The organism is Mycolicibacterium vinylchloridicum (genome assembly GCF_013404075.1).
In the GTDB taxonomy this organism is placed as follows: Bacteria; Actinomycetota; Actinomycetes; order Mycobacteriales; family Mycobacteriaceae; genus Mycobacterium; species Mycobacterium vinylchloridicum.
On the sequence record NZ_JACBJQ010000087.1, the window covers coordinates 1 to 16,151 of the forward strand.

The 16,151-nt window shown below is 65.3% G+C and carries 14 protein-coding genes and 1 pseudogene; 7 read left to right on the top strand and 8 right to left on the bottom strand.

The genetic code is table 11. The annotated features are described in order from the left end of the window. Window positions 1-106: 106 nt before the first annotated feature. The 6 genes and pseudogenes from HPC46_RS36065 to HPC46_RS32090 form a co-directional block, all read right to left on the bottom strand. Window positions 107-364 carry a helix-turn-helix domain-containing protein gene (locus HPC46_RS36065; RefSeq protein ID WP_456320169.1) on the bottom strand — a complete coding sequence of 86 codons (258 nt, stop codon included), beginning with the start codon at window positions 362-364 and terminating at the stop codon, window positions 107-109. Further along, window positions 341-1,363, bottom strand: a pseudogene (locus tag HPC46_RS32070) (IS110 family RNA-guided transposase); the annotation flags it as partial. The gene HPC46_RS36065 and the pseudogene HPC46_RS32070, both read right to left, overlap by 24 nt. A gap of 801 nt (window positions 1,364-2,164) precedes the next feature. Further along, complete coding sequence (locus HPC46_RS32075; RefSeq protein WP_179476082.1) at window positions 2,165-3,058, bottom strand: ParB/RepB/Spo0J family partition protein; 894 nt, start codon at window positions 3,056-3,058, stop codon at window positions 2,165-2,167. Then, window positions 3,055-3,774, bottom strand: a complete 720-nt coding sequence (locus HPC46_RS32080) for a ParA family protein (protein WP_179476083.1) — start codon at window positions 3,772-3,774, stop codon at window positions 3,055-3,057. Before HPC46_RS32080 ends, HPC46_RS32075 begins: the two co-directional genes overlap by 4 nt. 1,607 nt (window positions 3,775-5,381) lie before the next feature. After that, window positions 5,382-6,161, bottom strand: a complete 780-nt coding sequence (locus HPC46_RS32085) for a hypothetical protein (protein WP_407665590.1) — start codon at window positions 6,159-6,161, stop codon at window positions 5,382-5,384. Between the two features lie 173 nt (window positions 6,162-6,334). After that, window positions 6,335-6,691, bottom strand: coding sequence for a MarR family transcriptional regulator (locus tag HPC46_RS32090; protein WP_179476085.1), 357 nt, complete (start codon window positions 6,689-6,691; stop codon window positions 6,335-6,337). An 86-nt stretch (window positions 6,692-6,777) separates the two neighbouring features. Between HPC46_RS32090 and HPC46_RS32095 the strand changes: the two genes are divergently transcribed. Continuing rightward, on the top strand, window positions 6,778-7,026 hold the full coding sequence (locus HPC46_RS32095; RefSeq protein ID WP_179476086.1) for a hypothetical protein: 249 nt from the start codon (window positions 6,778-6,780) through the stop codon (window positions 7,024-7,026). Window positions 7,027-7,054: 28 nt separating this feature from the next. Here HPC46_RS32095 and HPC46_RS32100 read toward each other — a convergent pair whose 3' ends face one another. After that, window positions 7,055-9,001: a hypothetical protein gene (locus HPC46_RS32100; RefSeq protein ID WP_179476088.1), complete on the bottom strand. Its 1,947-nt coding sequence runs from the start codon at window positions 8,999-9,001 to the stop codon at window positions 7,055-7,057. A 1,015-nt stretch (window positions 9,002-10,016) separates the two neighbouring features. On the opposite strand from HPC46_RS32100, the gene HPC46_RS32105 reads away from it, so the two are divergent. The 6 genes from HPC46_RS32105 (at window position 10,017) to HPC46_RS32130 (ending at window position 15,190) form a co-directional block, all read left to right on the top strand. Beyond that, window positions 10,017-10,892 carry a DUF2637 domain-containing protein gene (locus tag HPC46_RS32105; protein WP_179476089.1) on the top strand — a complete coding sequence of 292 codons (876 nt, stop codon included), beginning with the start codon at window positions 10,017-10,019 and terminating at the stop codon, window positions 10,890-10,892. A gap of 37 nt (window positions 10,893-10,929) precedes the next feature. Next, a complete protein-coding gene (locus HPC46_RS32110) occupies window positions 10,930-12,498 on the top strand; it encodes a DUF4226 domain-containing protein (protein WP_179476090.1) in 1,569 nt (522 codons plus the stop codon). A 13-nt stretch (window positions 12,499-12,511) separates the two neighbouring features. After that, window positions 12,512-12,817, top strand: coding sequence for a YbaB/EbfC family nucleoid-associated protein (locus HPC46_RS32115; RefSeq protein WP_102810427.1), 306 nt, complete (start codon window positions 12,512-12,514; stop codon window positions 12,815-12,817). 68 nt (window positions 12,818-12,885) lie between these two features. Then, window positions 12,886-13,191, top strand: a complete 306-nt coding sequence (locus HPC46_RS32120; RefSeq protein WP_179476091.1) for a hypothetical protein — start codon at window positions 12,886-12,888, stop codon at window positions 13,189-13,191. Between the two features lie 14 nt (window positions 13,192-13,205). Further along, entirely contained in the window at window positions 13,206-14,828 is a 1,623-nt protein-coding gene (locus HPC46_RS32125; RefSeq protein ID WP_179476092.1) for a PPE domain-containing protein, read from the top strand. Next, complete coding sequence (locus HPC46_RS32130; protein WP_179476093.1) at window positions 14,825-15,190, top strand: type I secretion protein TolC; 366 nt, start codon at window positions 14,825-14,827, stop codon at window positions 15,188-15,190. The genes HPC46_RS32125 and HPC46_RS32130 overlap by 4 nt, the downstream gene beginning before the upstream one ends. A gap of 173 nt (window positions 15,191-15,363) precedes the next feature. Here the strand turns inward: HPC46_RS32130 and HPC46_RS32135 are convergent, their stop codons facing one another. Continuing rightward, window positions 15,364-15,807 (bottom strand): hypothetical protein, encoded by a 444-nt coding sequence (locus HPC46_RS32135; protein WP_179476094.1) that lies wholly within the window; start codon window positions 15,805-15,807, stop codon window positions 15,364-15,366. Window positions 15,808-16,151: the final 344 nt, after the last annotated feature.

Here is a 16,151-nt window from a genome sequence, read left to right on the forward strand (position 1 = left end):
GAAAGCGGGCCTCCTTCGATGGAGCAACTGGCGTCAGACACCAGCAGCTTCGAGGGAGGCCCGCCCTTCTCGGCGGAGCCACACGGGTGGGGAACTTCGATGAGCGTCAGTGGGGAATTTCAGCGAGCGCGATCACCCGTTTGACGGTGGAGACGGAAACGCCGAGCTGGGCGGCGATGCTGGCTGGCTTGTCGCCGTAACTTCGCATCCGCGCAGCCAGCGCAACCTGGTAGGAGTCCAGCGCCCGCGGACGGCCGAGCGCCGGCTGCTCGCCGGAGGTGAGGCTGGCCAACGGCAGCATCATCACCCGCGGCAGTCTGGGGAGGCGTCGGCTACTCCCCTGGTCACGACTGTCGGCTTTCATCCGCGTATAGACCACCCGTGAGAGGCGGCGCTTGAGCGAGCGCAGAGCCCGTTGCCGGCTGTCGCCTTCATCGACTCGCCGCTGAAAGTATTCCCTTCCAGGCCCGGGATGGGTGATCTGGACCATGGCGATGCGGTGCAGCGCAACGTTGAGTTGACGGTTACCGTGCCGGATGGGCCGCAGCGGGCGGGCGGTGTCCCCCGACCAGTGCGGAATGGGCGCCACCCCGACGTGGCGGGCGAAAGCCGCCTCACTCTTGAAGCGGTCGATCCCGGCGACCTCGGCGACGATCTTGGCGGCGGTCAGATCGCCGCAGCCCTGGATGCCCAGTAGCGCGGGCGCCGCCTGGCGCACTCGCCCGGCAATGCGGCGCTCTAATACCTGTGCGGCGTCAATGAGGCTCGCGATCTCGTCGAACTCGTCGTGGGCGATCTCGGCGAGAAGTCCCTGCTGGGTGGCGAGCCAGGTTTTCAGCTCCTCGCGGGGTTTCCTAGCTTCCCAGTTGCGGGGCTCCGCCCAGGCGGGATCGAGCTGGTGAATGCGCTCGAGCATCCGGCTGATGAGGGCGACGCGGTGCTGTACGAGGTCTTCGCGGCGGTCGACAAGTAGCCGAAGTTCCATCGAGCATTCGTCGTGGCAGGCGATCGGCAGGTCGGGTTCGCGCAGCACTGCCCGCGCCACCGCGAGGGCGTCGATCGGGTCGGACTTGCCGAGCTCTCGTGAGGAGGCGCGTGAGCGGCTCATCAGATGAGGAGGAACCCGCATCACCTTTTGCCCCGCAGCGAGAAGATCTCGCTCCAGTCGCGCGGTGAGGTTGCGGCAATCTTCCAACCCCCACACGACGTCGCAGCCGAACCGAACCCGCGCCCAACGCACTGCTTCAGTGTGCCCCTCGCTGGTCGTCGCGACTGTCAGCTGAGCGAGCTTGCGGCCCAGCGGATTTGCCGCGACCAGAGTGTGGCTGCGCTTGTGCGCGTCGACCCCGATGACCGTGCTCACGCCTCACGCAGTCCTTGGCCGACGGCGGAGCTGGTCGCGAGCGGGGGTGCCCGGTGCCGGCATGCCTCCATAGGAACCAACCGGACGGTGGTACGTATCCAAGTTGGCCAGACACCGGGCCTCGGCCGCAGGAGCTGTGCAGCCCTGTGGCGTCGACAGGAATAGACGCTTTCGCTTTTCATCATCGCCTCACCCGCCTCCGAGCGGCCCGCCGACACCAGATTCACAAGCCAGCCGTGCGGCACCAGGTCAAGAAGTCAGCCTTGGGCGCTCCGACATCGTCGGACTTCCCCGCCCGACGACGCTTAAACGGCGGGCGGGCGCCGGTAGACGTCGTCGACGAACCGGGCCTCAATCCCTCGACCGATCGACTCCGGTCCTCCCCGCTCGGTCCTGGTGCGAATTCTTTGAACCTGAGCACCGGCCGCTCCCGCCTCTTGTCGGGGGTGGCGGACTCGCGTTGTTAACGTTGTCATGCAGTTGCAGGGGGCCGCTTCCGCTCGTCCCGTCCCGTCGTCGGTCGATGCGCAGGCTCCTCGGGTTCTCGGCAGCGCGTGTCGATGCTGCTGTCGCCGTGCCGGTATTACACCGGCTTGGGAGGTCGCAGGCGCCGCTCCCCCGGTTTAGTTTTCCGCGGAAAACCGCCCTGGACTCGCTCTGGCTACCCCGTCGCTGGCGATTCGTCGATCAAGCTCGAGTTTTGCGAAAACTATTGCTGCACAGGCGGTTTCGTCACCCTCTGCGATAACTGGTGTGCGCATGGAGGCAGTTTTCCGCGGAAAACTGCTCTGGCATCGGCGATTATCGGGTCAGCTTCTTCAACTGACTCATGAGCGTCTTAGAGCCGACATCCCCTAACTGGGAATGTAGGGCTACGGCCAGAGCATGGGGGTCGGCATCGAAGTTGCGGATGGCTCTGGTGACCGCACGAAGCGTCTGGGCGCCGTGCTCGCGGGTCCGGGTTGCGGACGTGTCACTCCCCTGCCCTGAACTTTTGCCTTCGGGATCATTACCGTTTCGAGCCCTCACGGCGTTCCACCGATGCACTTGCTGCTCGACGGGCACGCGCGCCAGCGTGCGGGCCTCGCGGATTGCCAACTCCCCGCGGCGGGTGGCTTCCTGTATCTCGGGCGCCAGCTTGAGCAGGGCTCGCCGGTGGCTGACCCAGGTTTTGCTCTTGTGCAGGTGCTCGGCCGCGCCGTCGGCGCTGCCGAATTCGGCGACCAGACTCTCGACGGCCTTGGCTTCTTCGATGACGTCGAATCCCGCACGGTCGACGTTCTCAGCTATCACGGCGGTGAGCAGGGTTGCGCGGTCCTTGGCAAGGTCGTCGCGCACCACGATGTCGAGATCGACGCGGCCGAACTTGTGGGCAGCCGCTAGCCTGCGGTTGCCGAGGATCACGACCCAGCGCGCCGTGATGGCGGCTTCTGGATAGATCTGCAGGAATGCTGCGCGGGTGACGGCTACGGCGGGCTGCAGTTGCATGTCGGCGATGGATTGCAAATCGTCGAGATCACCCAGGGACTCGCGCGGGTTATACGGGTTTCCGGTGAGGTCTTTGAGCGGAACTGTCCGAGAAAGGCCGGCGCGTGGGGGAGTCAGCGACGCTGGCAAGCTTCCGTCGACGGTCGACTTGTCGCCGACCGCGTCGCCAAGCTCAGCGAAGGACTTCACTCCGCCTCGGGGGGTCATGCGCGCGCCTCCATTGCGGTGAGTTCGTTGGCCAGGTCGTAGAAGTCTTGAGCCGCGTTGGCTGCCGATCCGGATTTCTTGTATTGGGTCACGACCACGCCCTCATTGGAGGCGTTGGTGTGAATCTTGTAGTGCCGGATCACCGTGTCGATGAGTGGCCATCCGCGGCCACGGACAAAGTTCTTGGTCTCGTTAAGCCAGTGGTCACCGTCGCGGGGGTCCCAGTCGTTGATGAACACGCGGTAGGGGACGTTACGCGGCTCCAACAACTTGGCGATGGTACGAGCAGTGGGGTCAAAGCACAGGGGAGCGGTGTGCATCGGCACCAGGGCCTCATCGGTCACATCCAATACGGTGCGCATGACGTCTGCGGAGCGCCCGTCGCCGAGCCCGTCGCCGGCTCCGTCGGGGTCAAGGTCGAACCAACCGGGGGTGTCGACGAATACCTCGGCGATCCCCGGCAAGTTATTGAGTTGTTGGAGCCATTCCAGCGGATCGTCGTGGGCTTGGACGAGATGGAAGGGCAGCTCGTCAACCTGGGTGGCCCACCACATTGCTGATCCTTGTGGGTCAATCGACACCGCAGCGACGGGCGAAAACCTGTCGGGGGAGTGGTCGTCGGTGAGCTGGTGGGCCCGTACGGCAGCGAGGTTGACGGTCGCGGTGCTCTTGCCGACACCACCCTTTTGATTAATCAGCACGGTGACTTTACTCATGGGTGAGAACCTTTGATCTTCAGTTGCGCGACGCGGCAACCTACTCGGAAACAAGTGCCCAAAGGTTACGACGAAGGGGTCGGGGTACCGACGTCGACACGCTGAACATGACGTTACATTTGCGTGAGTCGCATCGCGCTGACCTCGTCGCTGGTGTGGTTTTCCGCGGAAAACCGGCCCGGCAACAAGGCTGGTTTTCCGCGGAAAACCAGCCTGGGCCGCAGGTCCTCCCACACGCCTTGGTCGCGGCCAAACCGCCCTGAGCTGCAGTATTGCGGGACGCTCGGAGCAGTTTTCCGCGGAAAACCGGCCGCGCGGCATCGATTCGGTGGACAGCGCCGACGCGCAGGCGCCTGCGTTCAGCCGACAAAATTGAATGCACTGGTTGGCGGGCGCGCGGGATGGCGCGAGCCTTCGTCGGTGCCGGAGCTGACGGCACACCACAACGCCAAAGGTTGCTACCCAACGATCGTTACGGTCGCGGACAGCGGTGTGTCGCAATGCCAGTTTTCCGCGGGAAATTGCGACCGAATGCCAGGGTTCCCACCGAGGTCGGCCGTTGCAGGGAGGCTGTTAAGCGTCGGGCCCGGGGAAGCCCGTCGCCGCTGCAACATCCGCGAGCCGACCGGGCGCGAGGCTTACATCGTGGATCGTCTGGGCGCTCGGCCTGCCGCCACGCGGCAGGTGCGGTAGGAAGCATCGGTGTGGTGAGAAAGTGGCCGCACTGGGTCCGACCACGAGCTCCCCACCGGTAGGGCGGGTGTCGATGAGCCATGAAGCCGACTTTGGGGGCCGCCCTGCCCGCCAGCGACTACGTCTAGATCTCGGTCGCGCTCCCGCTGGGCGACACTTATCCGAGGCATGCGCCGCTGGAGCTAAGGCGGGGCACGTCGCAGCGTATTACTCCTCAGCTTCCGTGTGTTGCGACCGGACGCGTCGCTATTTCCGTGTCGTGGGCAAGCGGCCGGCGAAGTCCCGAGTGACCGGGCTGGGTTCCAGGTTGTGTCTGGTCACTTTCGACGACGTCTGCGCGGGCGCACCGGCAACGGGTGTGACGCCAGGGCAGCGCTGTGAGCGTCATGCGTGGTGCGCCTCGGCCAAGTGTTGACATGGGTCTCTGACCGGTAGGCGGAGATACCGCGGATGAGGCGGCCCGCAGCGGCCAGATCAGCGACTCGGTCACCAGCCGCTTGAGTTGAGCACTCCGCCCCCAGGTCGTAGCCACAGCTTCCGACGCAGGAGTGCACCGCTCCGCTACGGCATGACTGAAGAGTTGCCTGCACTGTCCGATTCATTGAGTACAGCAAACACACTGCGACGAGAAACTGGTCGCCCGTCGACGCCCTTCAAGTCCCCCCGTACCGGCACACTGCGAACCCGAAGCCGCTCGCCAGCACCCCGGGGGCCGCCCCCGGCGGAGGGCGCCACCCGGCGAGGAGGCGTCGACTCATACCGGTGTCGGCACCGCCGCACTACACGCAGGCAAGATCGCACCTGCGAACCTCATGCTGGTGCGCCATTACCCACCCGATTACGACAGGGGAGAACCGGTTCTGTGGATCGCTGTAGCCTGCGCGACTGCGGACCCTGACGTCGCGACAAGCTCACTACCTGGCCGGCACCCCCAACGCATCGGACTCACGAGCGCCGATCGCGGCGAACTCGCAGCGTAACCGGTCCGCCCGCGCCAAAACGCTGTGCACCGCAAACGGCCGACTGCTGTCTAACTCGAGCACCGCGGGTGTTGTCCGCAGGTCGGCGCTAGCCAGCCCCAACAGCACCATCGTGGCCGGGCGCAACGCATCATCGCGGGCATCGATGACCAGCTCGTCGAGCCACTCCCGGCTGTCCTCGTCAAGGGCGAACCGGTCAGCTTGGCGGGCCAGCCCATCGATCACCGACAGGATTTCCTCTCGGTGAGCCTGCACCCAGGCCCGTTCACCGGGCGCGCGTTGACGAGCCTCTTGGTCGAGGCGGCGTGCGGTTCGGGTGATCTTCTCATCGGGTCGGTCATAGCGCAGCAGCGCCTCTAACCGGTCGATGCGATCGAGGACTCCTTGTTTGCCCACACCGACCTGCGCACCCAATTGCGCCAGGAACAACCCTCGGTCGCGGCCCGCGCGCAAGAAATGCAGCTCCCGACGCCGGTCCTCCCACCACAGCCAGTTATTCAACGTCAACGCATCGCATACGTCAGCTTGAAGTACCCAGCGCGGAATCCCGACCCCGCTATATTTCTGCAGGTAGTCAAGCACTTCGCGAGGATCAGAGTCTGGTGAGTCTGGCAGCCGCCAGCGATTCGGGTCATCGACCTTCAGACGTCGAACCGACACCATTGCGATCGCTCTACTCGCCTCTCTGCGATGCACTTTCGGTCGACTGGCCACCCTGTCAGTATTTCACTGACAGATAAATCGGCCGTTAACTGTGGATCGGCGCGTCCCAGGAGGCATACGCCCGGGTTTTCCCGGTGTTAGCGAAGCTTCGCGTGTAGTTGCTGGCCGCTGCAGCTGTCATGGCGGTCCAGAGCTGGGCGCTGTCTGCGCGTGCAGTGCCGGTGTCAGTACCGGTCAAGCTCCCGCGCCGCGCGCGATCCCCGCTGTGAAGGGGTGTCCTCGGCGAGCGCCTGGCCGAGCAGCTCGAGTGCGGCATTCCACAGCGCGTGGGGGTTACGGCGGTAGTAGACGCGTCCCATACCGTCCTGGCGGGTGATCAAGCCGGCGCTCTGCAGGTCTTTGAGGGGCGCCTGGATGGCGCTTTGCGCGCGGAAATTCAGTTCTTCGGCAAGGTCGGACGGGTTGACCAGGCCGTCGCTTTGAGCAATGGCGGCCATGACAGCTAAACGGTGCTTCTGGCCGAATACGATCGATGAGAGCTCTTGGACTCTCTCCGACTGTGCGTACGACACGCCTGACATGCTATTACAGGATATCTGTTATCAGTTTTATGTTACTGATATTCTGTTATCGAAATCGTGTAACGCCAGGTCAGCGAGGAGTTGCGATGAACGAGACGACGACTGAGGTCAAGGGAGTCCGTCGGCAGGGCAACTGGCGGCATCGAGAGAACCGCGCCTCACCGAAGTATGTGTCGAAGCGCATCACCGAGCACGACCATGCGGCGTTGACCAAATATGCCGAGGACCACGACGTCAAGATCGCCGAACTGCTAACTCCTTACGTTCAGCAGCTTCTCGAGCGTGCCCATGACTACTGCGACGGTCTCAACAGCGCCGGGGCTAAAGCCTCGTAAATCGCACCGGGATCACTGCACGGGCCGGCTAAACGGCGATGATGCGCCCCCCGAGCAGGTCAGCGATCATGTCGATCGCGTCTCGCTCGATGCTGTAGAGGTCTGTGGGCGGCCCGGTGGCCATCACCGACTCCAGCCATGCATCGTAGTCGTCAATGAGCGCGGGGCGCTCACCACTCATCACAGAAGCCGCCACATCGTGGTCGCAGGTTTGAGAACCACTGCTACGCAGCTGCTCCCGCTCCCTCAACCAGCGGCGCCAGCTGACTCGTTCAGCGTGGTGTTTCTGTAGCCGCGCGCTTCGGATTTCGCCGAGCTGGTGACGTTGAGCCACCGCATCTAGCGACTCTGCACCAGGCCCGACCGTGCCGTGGCCGGTCACGCTAATCAGGCCAGCGACGAGCAGATCCTGCACCATCACGTCCCCGGTGGCGCGGGGAACCGCGGCCGCCGCGTAGACATCGCGTTTTCGGGTCATACCGTGGTGAGTGACTAGTTCATAAATCCGGCGCAGACGATGACCGAGCACGGCCCATGCCTCGTGAACCGCCTCGATGCGGCACCGCTCTACGGCGTGCGCATTGGTGCTGACGACATTCTGGCGAGTCAGTGCGTAGACATCGGCCTCGAGTCCCACATGCCTCCGTACAAGCAGCAGGGGGGCCCCGGGGCGTTCACGCACGTCAGCGAGCACCCGCCATACCGTGTCTTCGCTGAGCAACCCGGTCGCCAGAGATAGCGCACGTCCGCCCACACCCACCAGCCAGCTGCCTGCTCGGTGTTCTCCTGCCACTGCGGCGTGAAAAGCCAGACCTTGAAACACCGCATGGACTGTCCAGCGGTAGCGTTTCCCCGCGAATTCTCGATCCGCCCACGCCGTCGCGTTCGCAAGCCAAGCCCGAAGCTCGTGGACCCCCCGCGGCCCCTGTTGCCCCCCCGGTGAGTACTTTCTCTTGTGCCGCGGGGGAGAGGACTTTAAGACGTTGGTTGCCAGCCAGGTGAAGGCTTTGGTGACATCACGAGCAAGCGCTTCGTCGGCGCGGTGGTGGTAGCGCAGGTAGGCCTTGCCAAGCCCGTTGTGCCACGGGCCGTCGGCGGCGATCATGGTGCGCAAGCTGGCGACGCTGTGACCGCGGGCGACGGCCTGTGTGACGACCGACATCCGAGCTTCATGGTTGGACTGCCAGGTGGGTCGCGCGCTGTCGAGTGTTCCGTGGGCGGCGTAGTTGGCCACGACCGCGGGTAGGGGATCGGTGCGGGTGTAGGGCACGGCGAGGCGTCGGTGGTCATCGTGGCCCTCGGTGTAGGTCTCGACAGTGCGCTCGGGTGCCGGGTTGGTGTGCCTGGTCTCTTTGAGCGCGCCCAACAGCATGTAGAGGCGCGGTAGCAGGTCGGGTTGCGAACGTGTGGTGAACGCTTCGATCGCCGCGTCCAGAGTGCCGCAAAGTTGGCGGTAGCCGCCTTCGCGGCAAGGGCTTCCCGGAGGTGTCATGCAACCGGTTTCGGCGTTGGTGTTGGGCGTGATGTCCAGTGTGGGCAGCCGCGCCGCCAAGAGCCGCACCAAGGCCGCCATTTCATCACGTGACGCTGTAGTCCCGATCGCCAACGGGCACATCAGGTGTCCGCCGCCACTGGTGGACCGATCGGCGACGACAACTCCACCGCAGTCGGTAATCCATTGCGCAGCCGCGGCCATGTCGGTCTCGACGGCGGCGCGACCGTAACGTTTGGCATCGAAGTCGAGCCATAACAGTTGCGTACGGTTGCGCGTGTAGAGGTACAACGCGGCTGGGCGCGCAGGAAGGCGATCGGTGCGTTGCGCTGTGTCACTGAATTTGTCGGTGGCCGGATTCCAGAGCCGCATCCGCCTGCGGCCCGGGGCGGCGATCAACGGCGCGAGACGCTTCCAGACCACTGCCGGCGGGAGCGGGATAGCGCGTTGGGTGGAGTCGTCCCGGCGCTGCACCGTGGTCACGACTGGTCCGACTCCGGCAGTTCATGGTCCACGCTCGCGGCGCAGGCACGCGCCCGGGCGGCTGACCGCCGCATTTTATTGTGGCTCACGAGGGCGTCCTCTATCCTGGAGCCAGCCCTAGTGGCTGGTTCCAAACGGATCGGTATCGGAGAATTCGGTTTTTTGGGCCCGGTGATCAGAAGTTGGCGCTTCTGATCACCACTGTCAGATGTCCCCGCTTCGGCGGGGATTTCTGTTTGTGGCACCGGCGTGGCTTCCGGACGTCAGCCACGCGTCGAGCGAGATTGTGCGTACTAGATGAGCCTCCTGGTGCTGGTGTTAGACGTGAGTTTTACATGTAGTGGCGGAATATCCGCGCAGACACGCTGGTCACGAGGCGCGTGCGCGTGGCGCGATCCACGCGTAGCTGAGCGCAACCCGATCTGATGTCGCTGCCTCGGCCCTGACGAAACCGGCGTCCTACAACCGGCGACGACCCTTCTTATATCCCCTAAAGACGGGTATGCAGATGTTTTGGGTGTCGGGCTCTACGACTGGGCCGCGCGCGGGCGGCCCGATGCGGACGCAACGTCTTGGGGCTCATAGGGACCCTCGACCGGAGCCCGATCATGTGAGCATCAGGTTCCCCGAAGACGGACGGGCATGCCCACTCAAGCGGCTACTTCTTCTGCCAAACCCAAACATCCCGTGCTTTTGCCTGGGCCCCTGTCTTTGGACCAGCAGTGTGTGGCGGTGCTGATCTACGCGGCTTCGGTCGTTCGTGTGCCGGGTAGGCGAGTTGTGGTCGAGTCTGCAGCGGCGAAGTATCGCCCCGTGAGACGCAACGTCGTTCGTACGCAGTGGTGCCTTCGTCGGTATTGGCTACCAATGTGTTTGGGGCGTCGCGAAGACCCGCCGGTTGGTTGTTAGATGAGACGGCACACAGGATTCCGCTGCCGCGGTCCATTAACGGGTGGCGTCGGCGCCTTGAGTGGATGTCTGTGGTGTCAGCACCTTTTCTGAAGGGAGGGACCAGATGACCGCAATCGACGACTTGATCAGGTTCGACGACGACAACCGCAGTGACTCTCGTGCCGGGCGGTTGCTCGACGATATGGACACCTGCTTCGAGGCGGCTGAGCCAAACCCCGGCACGACGCAGGTTCCATCCTTGGTGCGAGCGAGTCGAGCCGTGGCAGTTGCGATTACCGCCGCGATCGCGGTCTCTAGTTTCATTCTGTCGTTCGCGGCACTGAGTGATCTCGCGCGCCGCACGGGCAGCTGGACAGGCTGGCTTCCCTATCTGTGGCCCGGGATTGTCGATGGCGCAATTGTTTTGGCGACGATGGGCATATTGGCGACCGCGGCGTACCCGGATCAACGCAAGAACCGGCAGTTCTTCTGGGCCATGCTCGCAGCGGGAGCGCTGGTCAGCATTGGCGGCAATGCGCTGCACGCCATCCTGCCTGCCGGCGCACCGTTGCCGACCGCTCTGGCGTTCGCCGTGGCCTGCGTCCCTCCTGCCGGAATCTTGGGCAGCACCCACGCCGTCCAAATCTTGTGGCGCTTCAACCCTTCCCGCGCTGAGGGCGCCGGGGCACCGCATCGCCGTGTGGAGCCGCCGGCGCGGCTCGACCAGGACCGCGGCCAGCGGTGGCTAGCGTTGGCCCGCGAGATCCATCGCCGCGGTCGGTTGACCAATCACTCCGAAACCACGCTGAGTCAGGCTCTGTGGCGGCTGTTCGAGGTGCGCCCACAGATGTCGCTGCGCGCCATCGGGGAGGAGGTCGGCGTGGGTCACCACGATGTCATCGCCCGCATCCGCCAGACCGCCACCGAGGTGGTGCGGGAACGCCCTGAATTAGTTCCCACGCCCGTAGCTATCGAGGGTCAGCCGGGCTTAGCGTCGTAGACAACAGCGACGTGGTGAACAGAGAGGACGTCCGCTCGTGACTTTTGGTCTTCCGAGCCTTCCCAACATTGTGGAGGACGTGATCGAGCCGGCGGTGGAAAACGCCGTGAAGGTGGTGACCGCGGTGGGTCGCGTGTTCAGCGATGACGATCCCCCGCCGTCGCAAACTCCGTTGCAGCGCACCAACACTGCGCTCTACGGAGCCGGCGGGCCGCCCGCTGCACCCCCGCCTGCTCCGGCTCCGCCGGCAGACCAGGCTGGCGGGTTGAACGACGGTGCGACCAATGCCGGTGACCAGTACAACAAGCACGTCGACGGCGCCGCCCTGACCGATGACAAGCTAGCCACGCTGCTCAAGCAGATTTTCGAGTCCAATCAGCAGGCGCGAGACAAGGTCAACGCGATCCTGGCCGACATCCAGGCCAAGTCCAAGCAGATCGCCCCCGAAATGGGTGACCCGGCATCGGTGATGGCGTTTCAGAAGTACATGGATCAGAAGTTTGGTGAGATCCAAAAGCTGCTCAGCGATTCGCAGGTCGACGCCAAGACCCAGGCCGCCATCATGGATGCTCTCGGTCAGGAATACCGGACCAACGGACCCAAGTCCGGTGAGGGAGAAGACAAGGGCTCAGGCGGCAGCGAGGGCGGCTCCGGGGGAGACTCTTCCGGCGGCGGTGGGGGCGGGGACGCCGCGCCGCCGCCCGCCGACGCCGGGCCCGGTGCCGGTGCACCGGCCGATGCCGGCGCGGGCACCGACCCGCTGACCGATCCGCTGGCTGGCATGGGCCCGATGGGTATGGGTGGCATGGGCACCGACCCGCTGTCGTCGCTGGCTGGCCTGGGTTCGGCGCTGCCCGGCATGCTCGGCGGCCTCGGTGCGGGTGGTTCGCCGCTGGACTCGCTGGGCGGCGCCCTGGGCGGGCTGGGTTCGGCGTTGCCGGGGCTGGCCTCGCAGTTCTCCGATAAGAACGGCCAGGGCCCGGCCAGCACTGACGACAAGTTCTCCGACACCAAGGGCGACGGGAAAGCCGATAAGCCCGAAGACGCCTTCAAAGACGACCAGGGCAAAACCGATGATCCCCCGGCCGACAAGGGCAAGGAGGACGCCAAGAGCCCCGCAGATCCGAACACGGTGCAGCCGGTGGCCAGTACCCCAGCGGCGGCCGCGCCCGCTGCGGCACCGTCCGTCGATGGCCACACCGTGTCCCTGCCAGACGGAACCTCGGTGAGCGCGCCTGACGACCAGCGCAAGAACGCGATGGAAGCCGTGATTAACGGGAAGTCGGTCAGTGATGCCTACGGTGGTCAGATCCCGCCGGCGGGCTCACCGGTGATGAATCCGGTCGACCGCAACAGTCTGCGGCCCGGCGACTATGCCCAGTTCGAGGCCAAGCCCGCGGTGATGTACATGGGTAATGGCAAAATCTGGCTAGACGGCCAGCTCAAACCCGTCTCGGCGCTGCCCAGCTCGTCGGACTTCTTGGGCTGGACCGGACCGCCGGCAGCTGGGGGCGGGACGCAGGCGAGCGTGCCGGCGCCAGCAACCGGCACACCGGCATCAGCTTCGGTTGCCACGGTCCCGCCGACCGGTAACCACACGGCATAGGGGAACGCGCAGGATGCAGTCAGAAGCCGAGACGGCCGAACGTACCTACGTCGAGACCTCGCGCACCGGCTTGCTGCTGGTGGAACTGGACGGCACCGGCGGTGTCGTGCGGGTGCAGCTCGAGCCGGAGGTCAACGCCACCTGGTCGGCAGAGACCCTGTCGGAGCGTCTGATGCACCTGCACCGGCTGGCGCTGATGCGGGCCCGCTTCGCCCAACGCCAACGCATGAACGAACTCGGTGCCGATATGCCGCCGGATGACACTTATCCCAGTGAGGCCGAGATCGCCGCCTATCGCGCCAAATATTTGGATTTTTGAGGCCGCGCTAACCGCCGCGCACCGGGGTTACGCTGGGCAAACAACCCATTGAGTGAAAGGACGACGCCATGGCCAACCAGCTGAGGGTGGATTTTGAGGCCTGGGAGGACCACGCCTCCTGGTGGGAGAATGAAAGCGCGGAAGCGGCTCGGCGTATGGCCGCTGACCCCGACGCCCTTGAAGCTGCCCGGCATGCCTTCGGCAAGATCGGCTCCTCGACGGTCGGGCAGGCTTACGCCGACACCTTGGCTGCTCGTCACGAGCTGGGCCAGCGCCTGGCCGCCAATGCCCAGGCTGTCGCCAACCACATCCGCAGCAACCTGCAGACCTACGCCGATCAAGAGCACGAGAATCAGCAGACGCTGCGGGCCTAGATCAAGGTTGCTTCATGGCCAGTAGCGCAAATCTCTTCATCGACCCCGACGGGGTGCGCGCCGCCGGGGCTGGTCTGTCGACGGCCAGCTCCGCGGCGGCGGCGCCCGCGCCGGCGGTCACGCCCGCAGCGGCAGACGCCACGTCGGTGAAGATCGCCTACGCGTTATCGGCCTCGATCAGTGAGCTGGTCAATGCCACCATGGCCGTCAACCACAAGACCGCCGAGGCCAGCTCACGGATGTACAGCACCGCCACCACCTACGAAGACCAGGAACAAGCCAACGCCGCGTCCCTGGCCGCGGGCTCTCGCGGACGGGCGACCTCCGTCCCGGTGGGTAATGCCCCGACGATCGGCGGTCCATCGCTGCTCGCACCCCCTATTCCGACCCCGGGGGTGCAGCCAACGTCCGGCAAGGACATCGCCGCACTCATGCACGGAGGTCCCGGACCCGAAGCGCTGGAAACCGCCGCGCAGGCGTTGAATGCCCATGCCGCTCAACTTGATTCAGCCGCCCAGTCGGTGCGCTCGGCCCGGTGGACCAGTGAGCAGAATTGGGACTCCTCAGCCGCCGACCAGGCCAGCACACACCTGGCCACACTGGAGTCGACCTACACCCGCCACGCCGACCAGTCGCGCGCCTTGTCGCGGGATGCGACCGTGCAGGCCAATAACTTCCGCCAAGCCCGCGCCAACATCCCCACCCCGCAACACTTCGCTGATCTGGAGCAGAAGCTACGCTCTGCGGCCGCGCACAACGCGCAAAGCGGTGGACGCTACACCGCTGTCGTGGCCCAGCTGCAATCCGAACTCGCCGCAGCCCACCAACAAGCCATCAACAGCTACACCACCTACACCGCCGGTGGGCAACTGCAAGCCAAGCCTCTGGAGCCGGGCATCGCAACCCCTACACCTGCCGGGGTTCCGGGACAGCCAGGAGCGGCACCGGGCACCGAGGATGGGTCACCGCCGGCGACCGGTGATGCCGCAGACGGTACGGGTCCGGCGGGTAACCCGCTGGCTGATTCCGCTGGTGGCGGTGCGGACATGCTGCAGACACTGTTGCCCACGGTGCTCGGAGTCGTCGCTGGCGCGGCCGGCGGCCTCCTCGGTGCGCTCAGCGGCGCCGCCAACCAAGTTCAGCAGACAGGTACCCAGCTCGTCAGCGGCCTGGCCCAAGGCGGTGCCTCGGCGCTGCAAGGGCTCGCAGGCGGCCAACCTGGTGGGTCTGACCCGTCGTTGGGCGAGGGCGGCGGTCCCGGTGATCTCGGGATGGGTGACGGTGGTGGTGGCGGCGCCGAGCCTGGGGATACCGAGCCTGCCTCGGCGGGTGACGGGGGCCTTGCTGCGGCGCCGGCCTCAGCAGCTGCCGCTCCGGCGGTAGCGCCGGCGCCCACCGTGGGAACGGGCGCAACCCCGACAGTGAGCAGTGCCGGCGGTGGTGCCGGGATGGGCGCACCCATGGGCATGATGCCGCCGATGATGGGTGGTCCCGGCCGCGGCGGCGGTGGTGAGGATGACAAGCGCCTCTACGAAGAGAAGCGGCTGCGTCTGACGACCCCGCCGAACGCCGAACCGGTCAAGGGCAGGGTTGAGGCGCGCGAATCCCGTTCTGAGAGAAGAGATAAGAAGACATGACGCTGACTGACGATCAGTACGTCGCCCAGGCCGAAGCCGCGATTGCGCACTGGCGCGCCCGCAACAAGGCGTTCCTCGACGCCGTGGAGGGGATCAACGTGCCGACGTTGCATGATGACGTGCGCGCTCGATTCGACAGCTGGGGCAATCTTCTCGACCTCGACATCGCTCCGGAAGCGATGAGTGCCTACACCAACGTGGAACTCGAAGAGATCATCACCGAGGTGCTGCGCAGGACCCGCGATGAGATCTATGAGCACATGCGCGGTCTGTTCGCGTCCTTCCTGGTGCCCACCGACCCCCGGTTCGACCCCAACGCGCTCGGTGAACCGTACGTCGCACCACCGCCACCGGACGCCTGACAACGCTCCCTGGGTGCCGGACAGCGGGGGGAGCCGTACCGGTAGACATCACGTTCTGCAGCCGACAGCAGAAACGATCCCCTTAAGGCTAAATGCACTGGCACGCAACCAAATTAGAGCCAGTGGCAAGCGTGCGAAACGCGCGCGGCAGCCGGTTTGATACCCCTGGATCATCATTGCTGGCCCCGCACACGTGCAACGAGCTCGGCGCGGGCCTGGCGCTCGGCCTCGGCGGCGGCCACACGCTTGCGCGCAGCACGCGCGGCGATCTCGGCCGCCACCTGTTGGGCAGCGCGATGCGCTGGCTGACCGAGCCGGCTCTGCGCTTCACGCCGCGCCACGCGAGCAGCTTCCATCTCGGCGCGGAACTGCCGACGCTCCTCTTCGTGGCGGCGTAGGCGTTCCTGCTCCATCGCCAACTCCAGCGCGGCCGGCCGGTCGTCGAGTGAGTTGTTGCGCTCATGCCAGCCGATCGCCGCGCACATCAGCCCGATCGTCTTGTACGGCTCGGCCGGCATCCAGTGGCCACCGGTGCGTTCCCAATCGCGCAGCAGCTGGTTGAGGTCCTCGGCCGCCCAGCCGTGCGCGGCTACGGCCGTCAGGCTGCGGCTCCACACCCGGGGGGTGTAGCGACGTGCCCAACGCGGTGTTTGGGGCGCACGGAGCCACTGACGGGCCAGTGCGTAGCCTCCTGGGTCGACGACCGCATGTTGAGACCGAAATTTCTTGTTTCGCGGTGGGCGCGAAGCGCCGCGTTGTGTTGAAGCCGAAGGCTTTCGGGCTTGTCCGGTAGTTACTTTTTTCCCCGAAAACAAGGGATAACTACTTAAAAAACCCTACGGGATGGGGCTTGACGTGCTCCCCGGACAAAGGTCCGGGGATTCCCGTTTGGCGGCCTACGCCGCTGTTGGGGTGCTTCCCTGTTCAACGCACACTGCCGCAACGGGTTGCGGTCCTACAT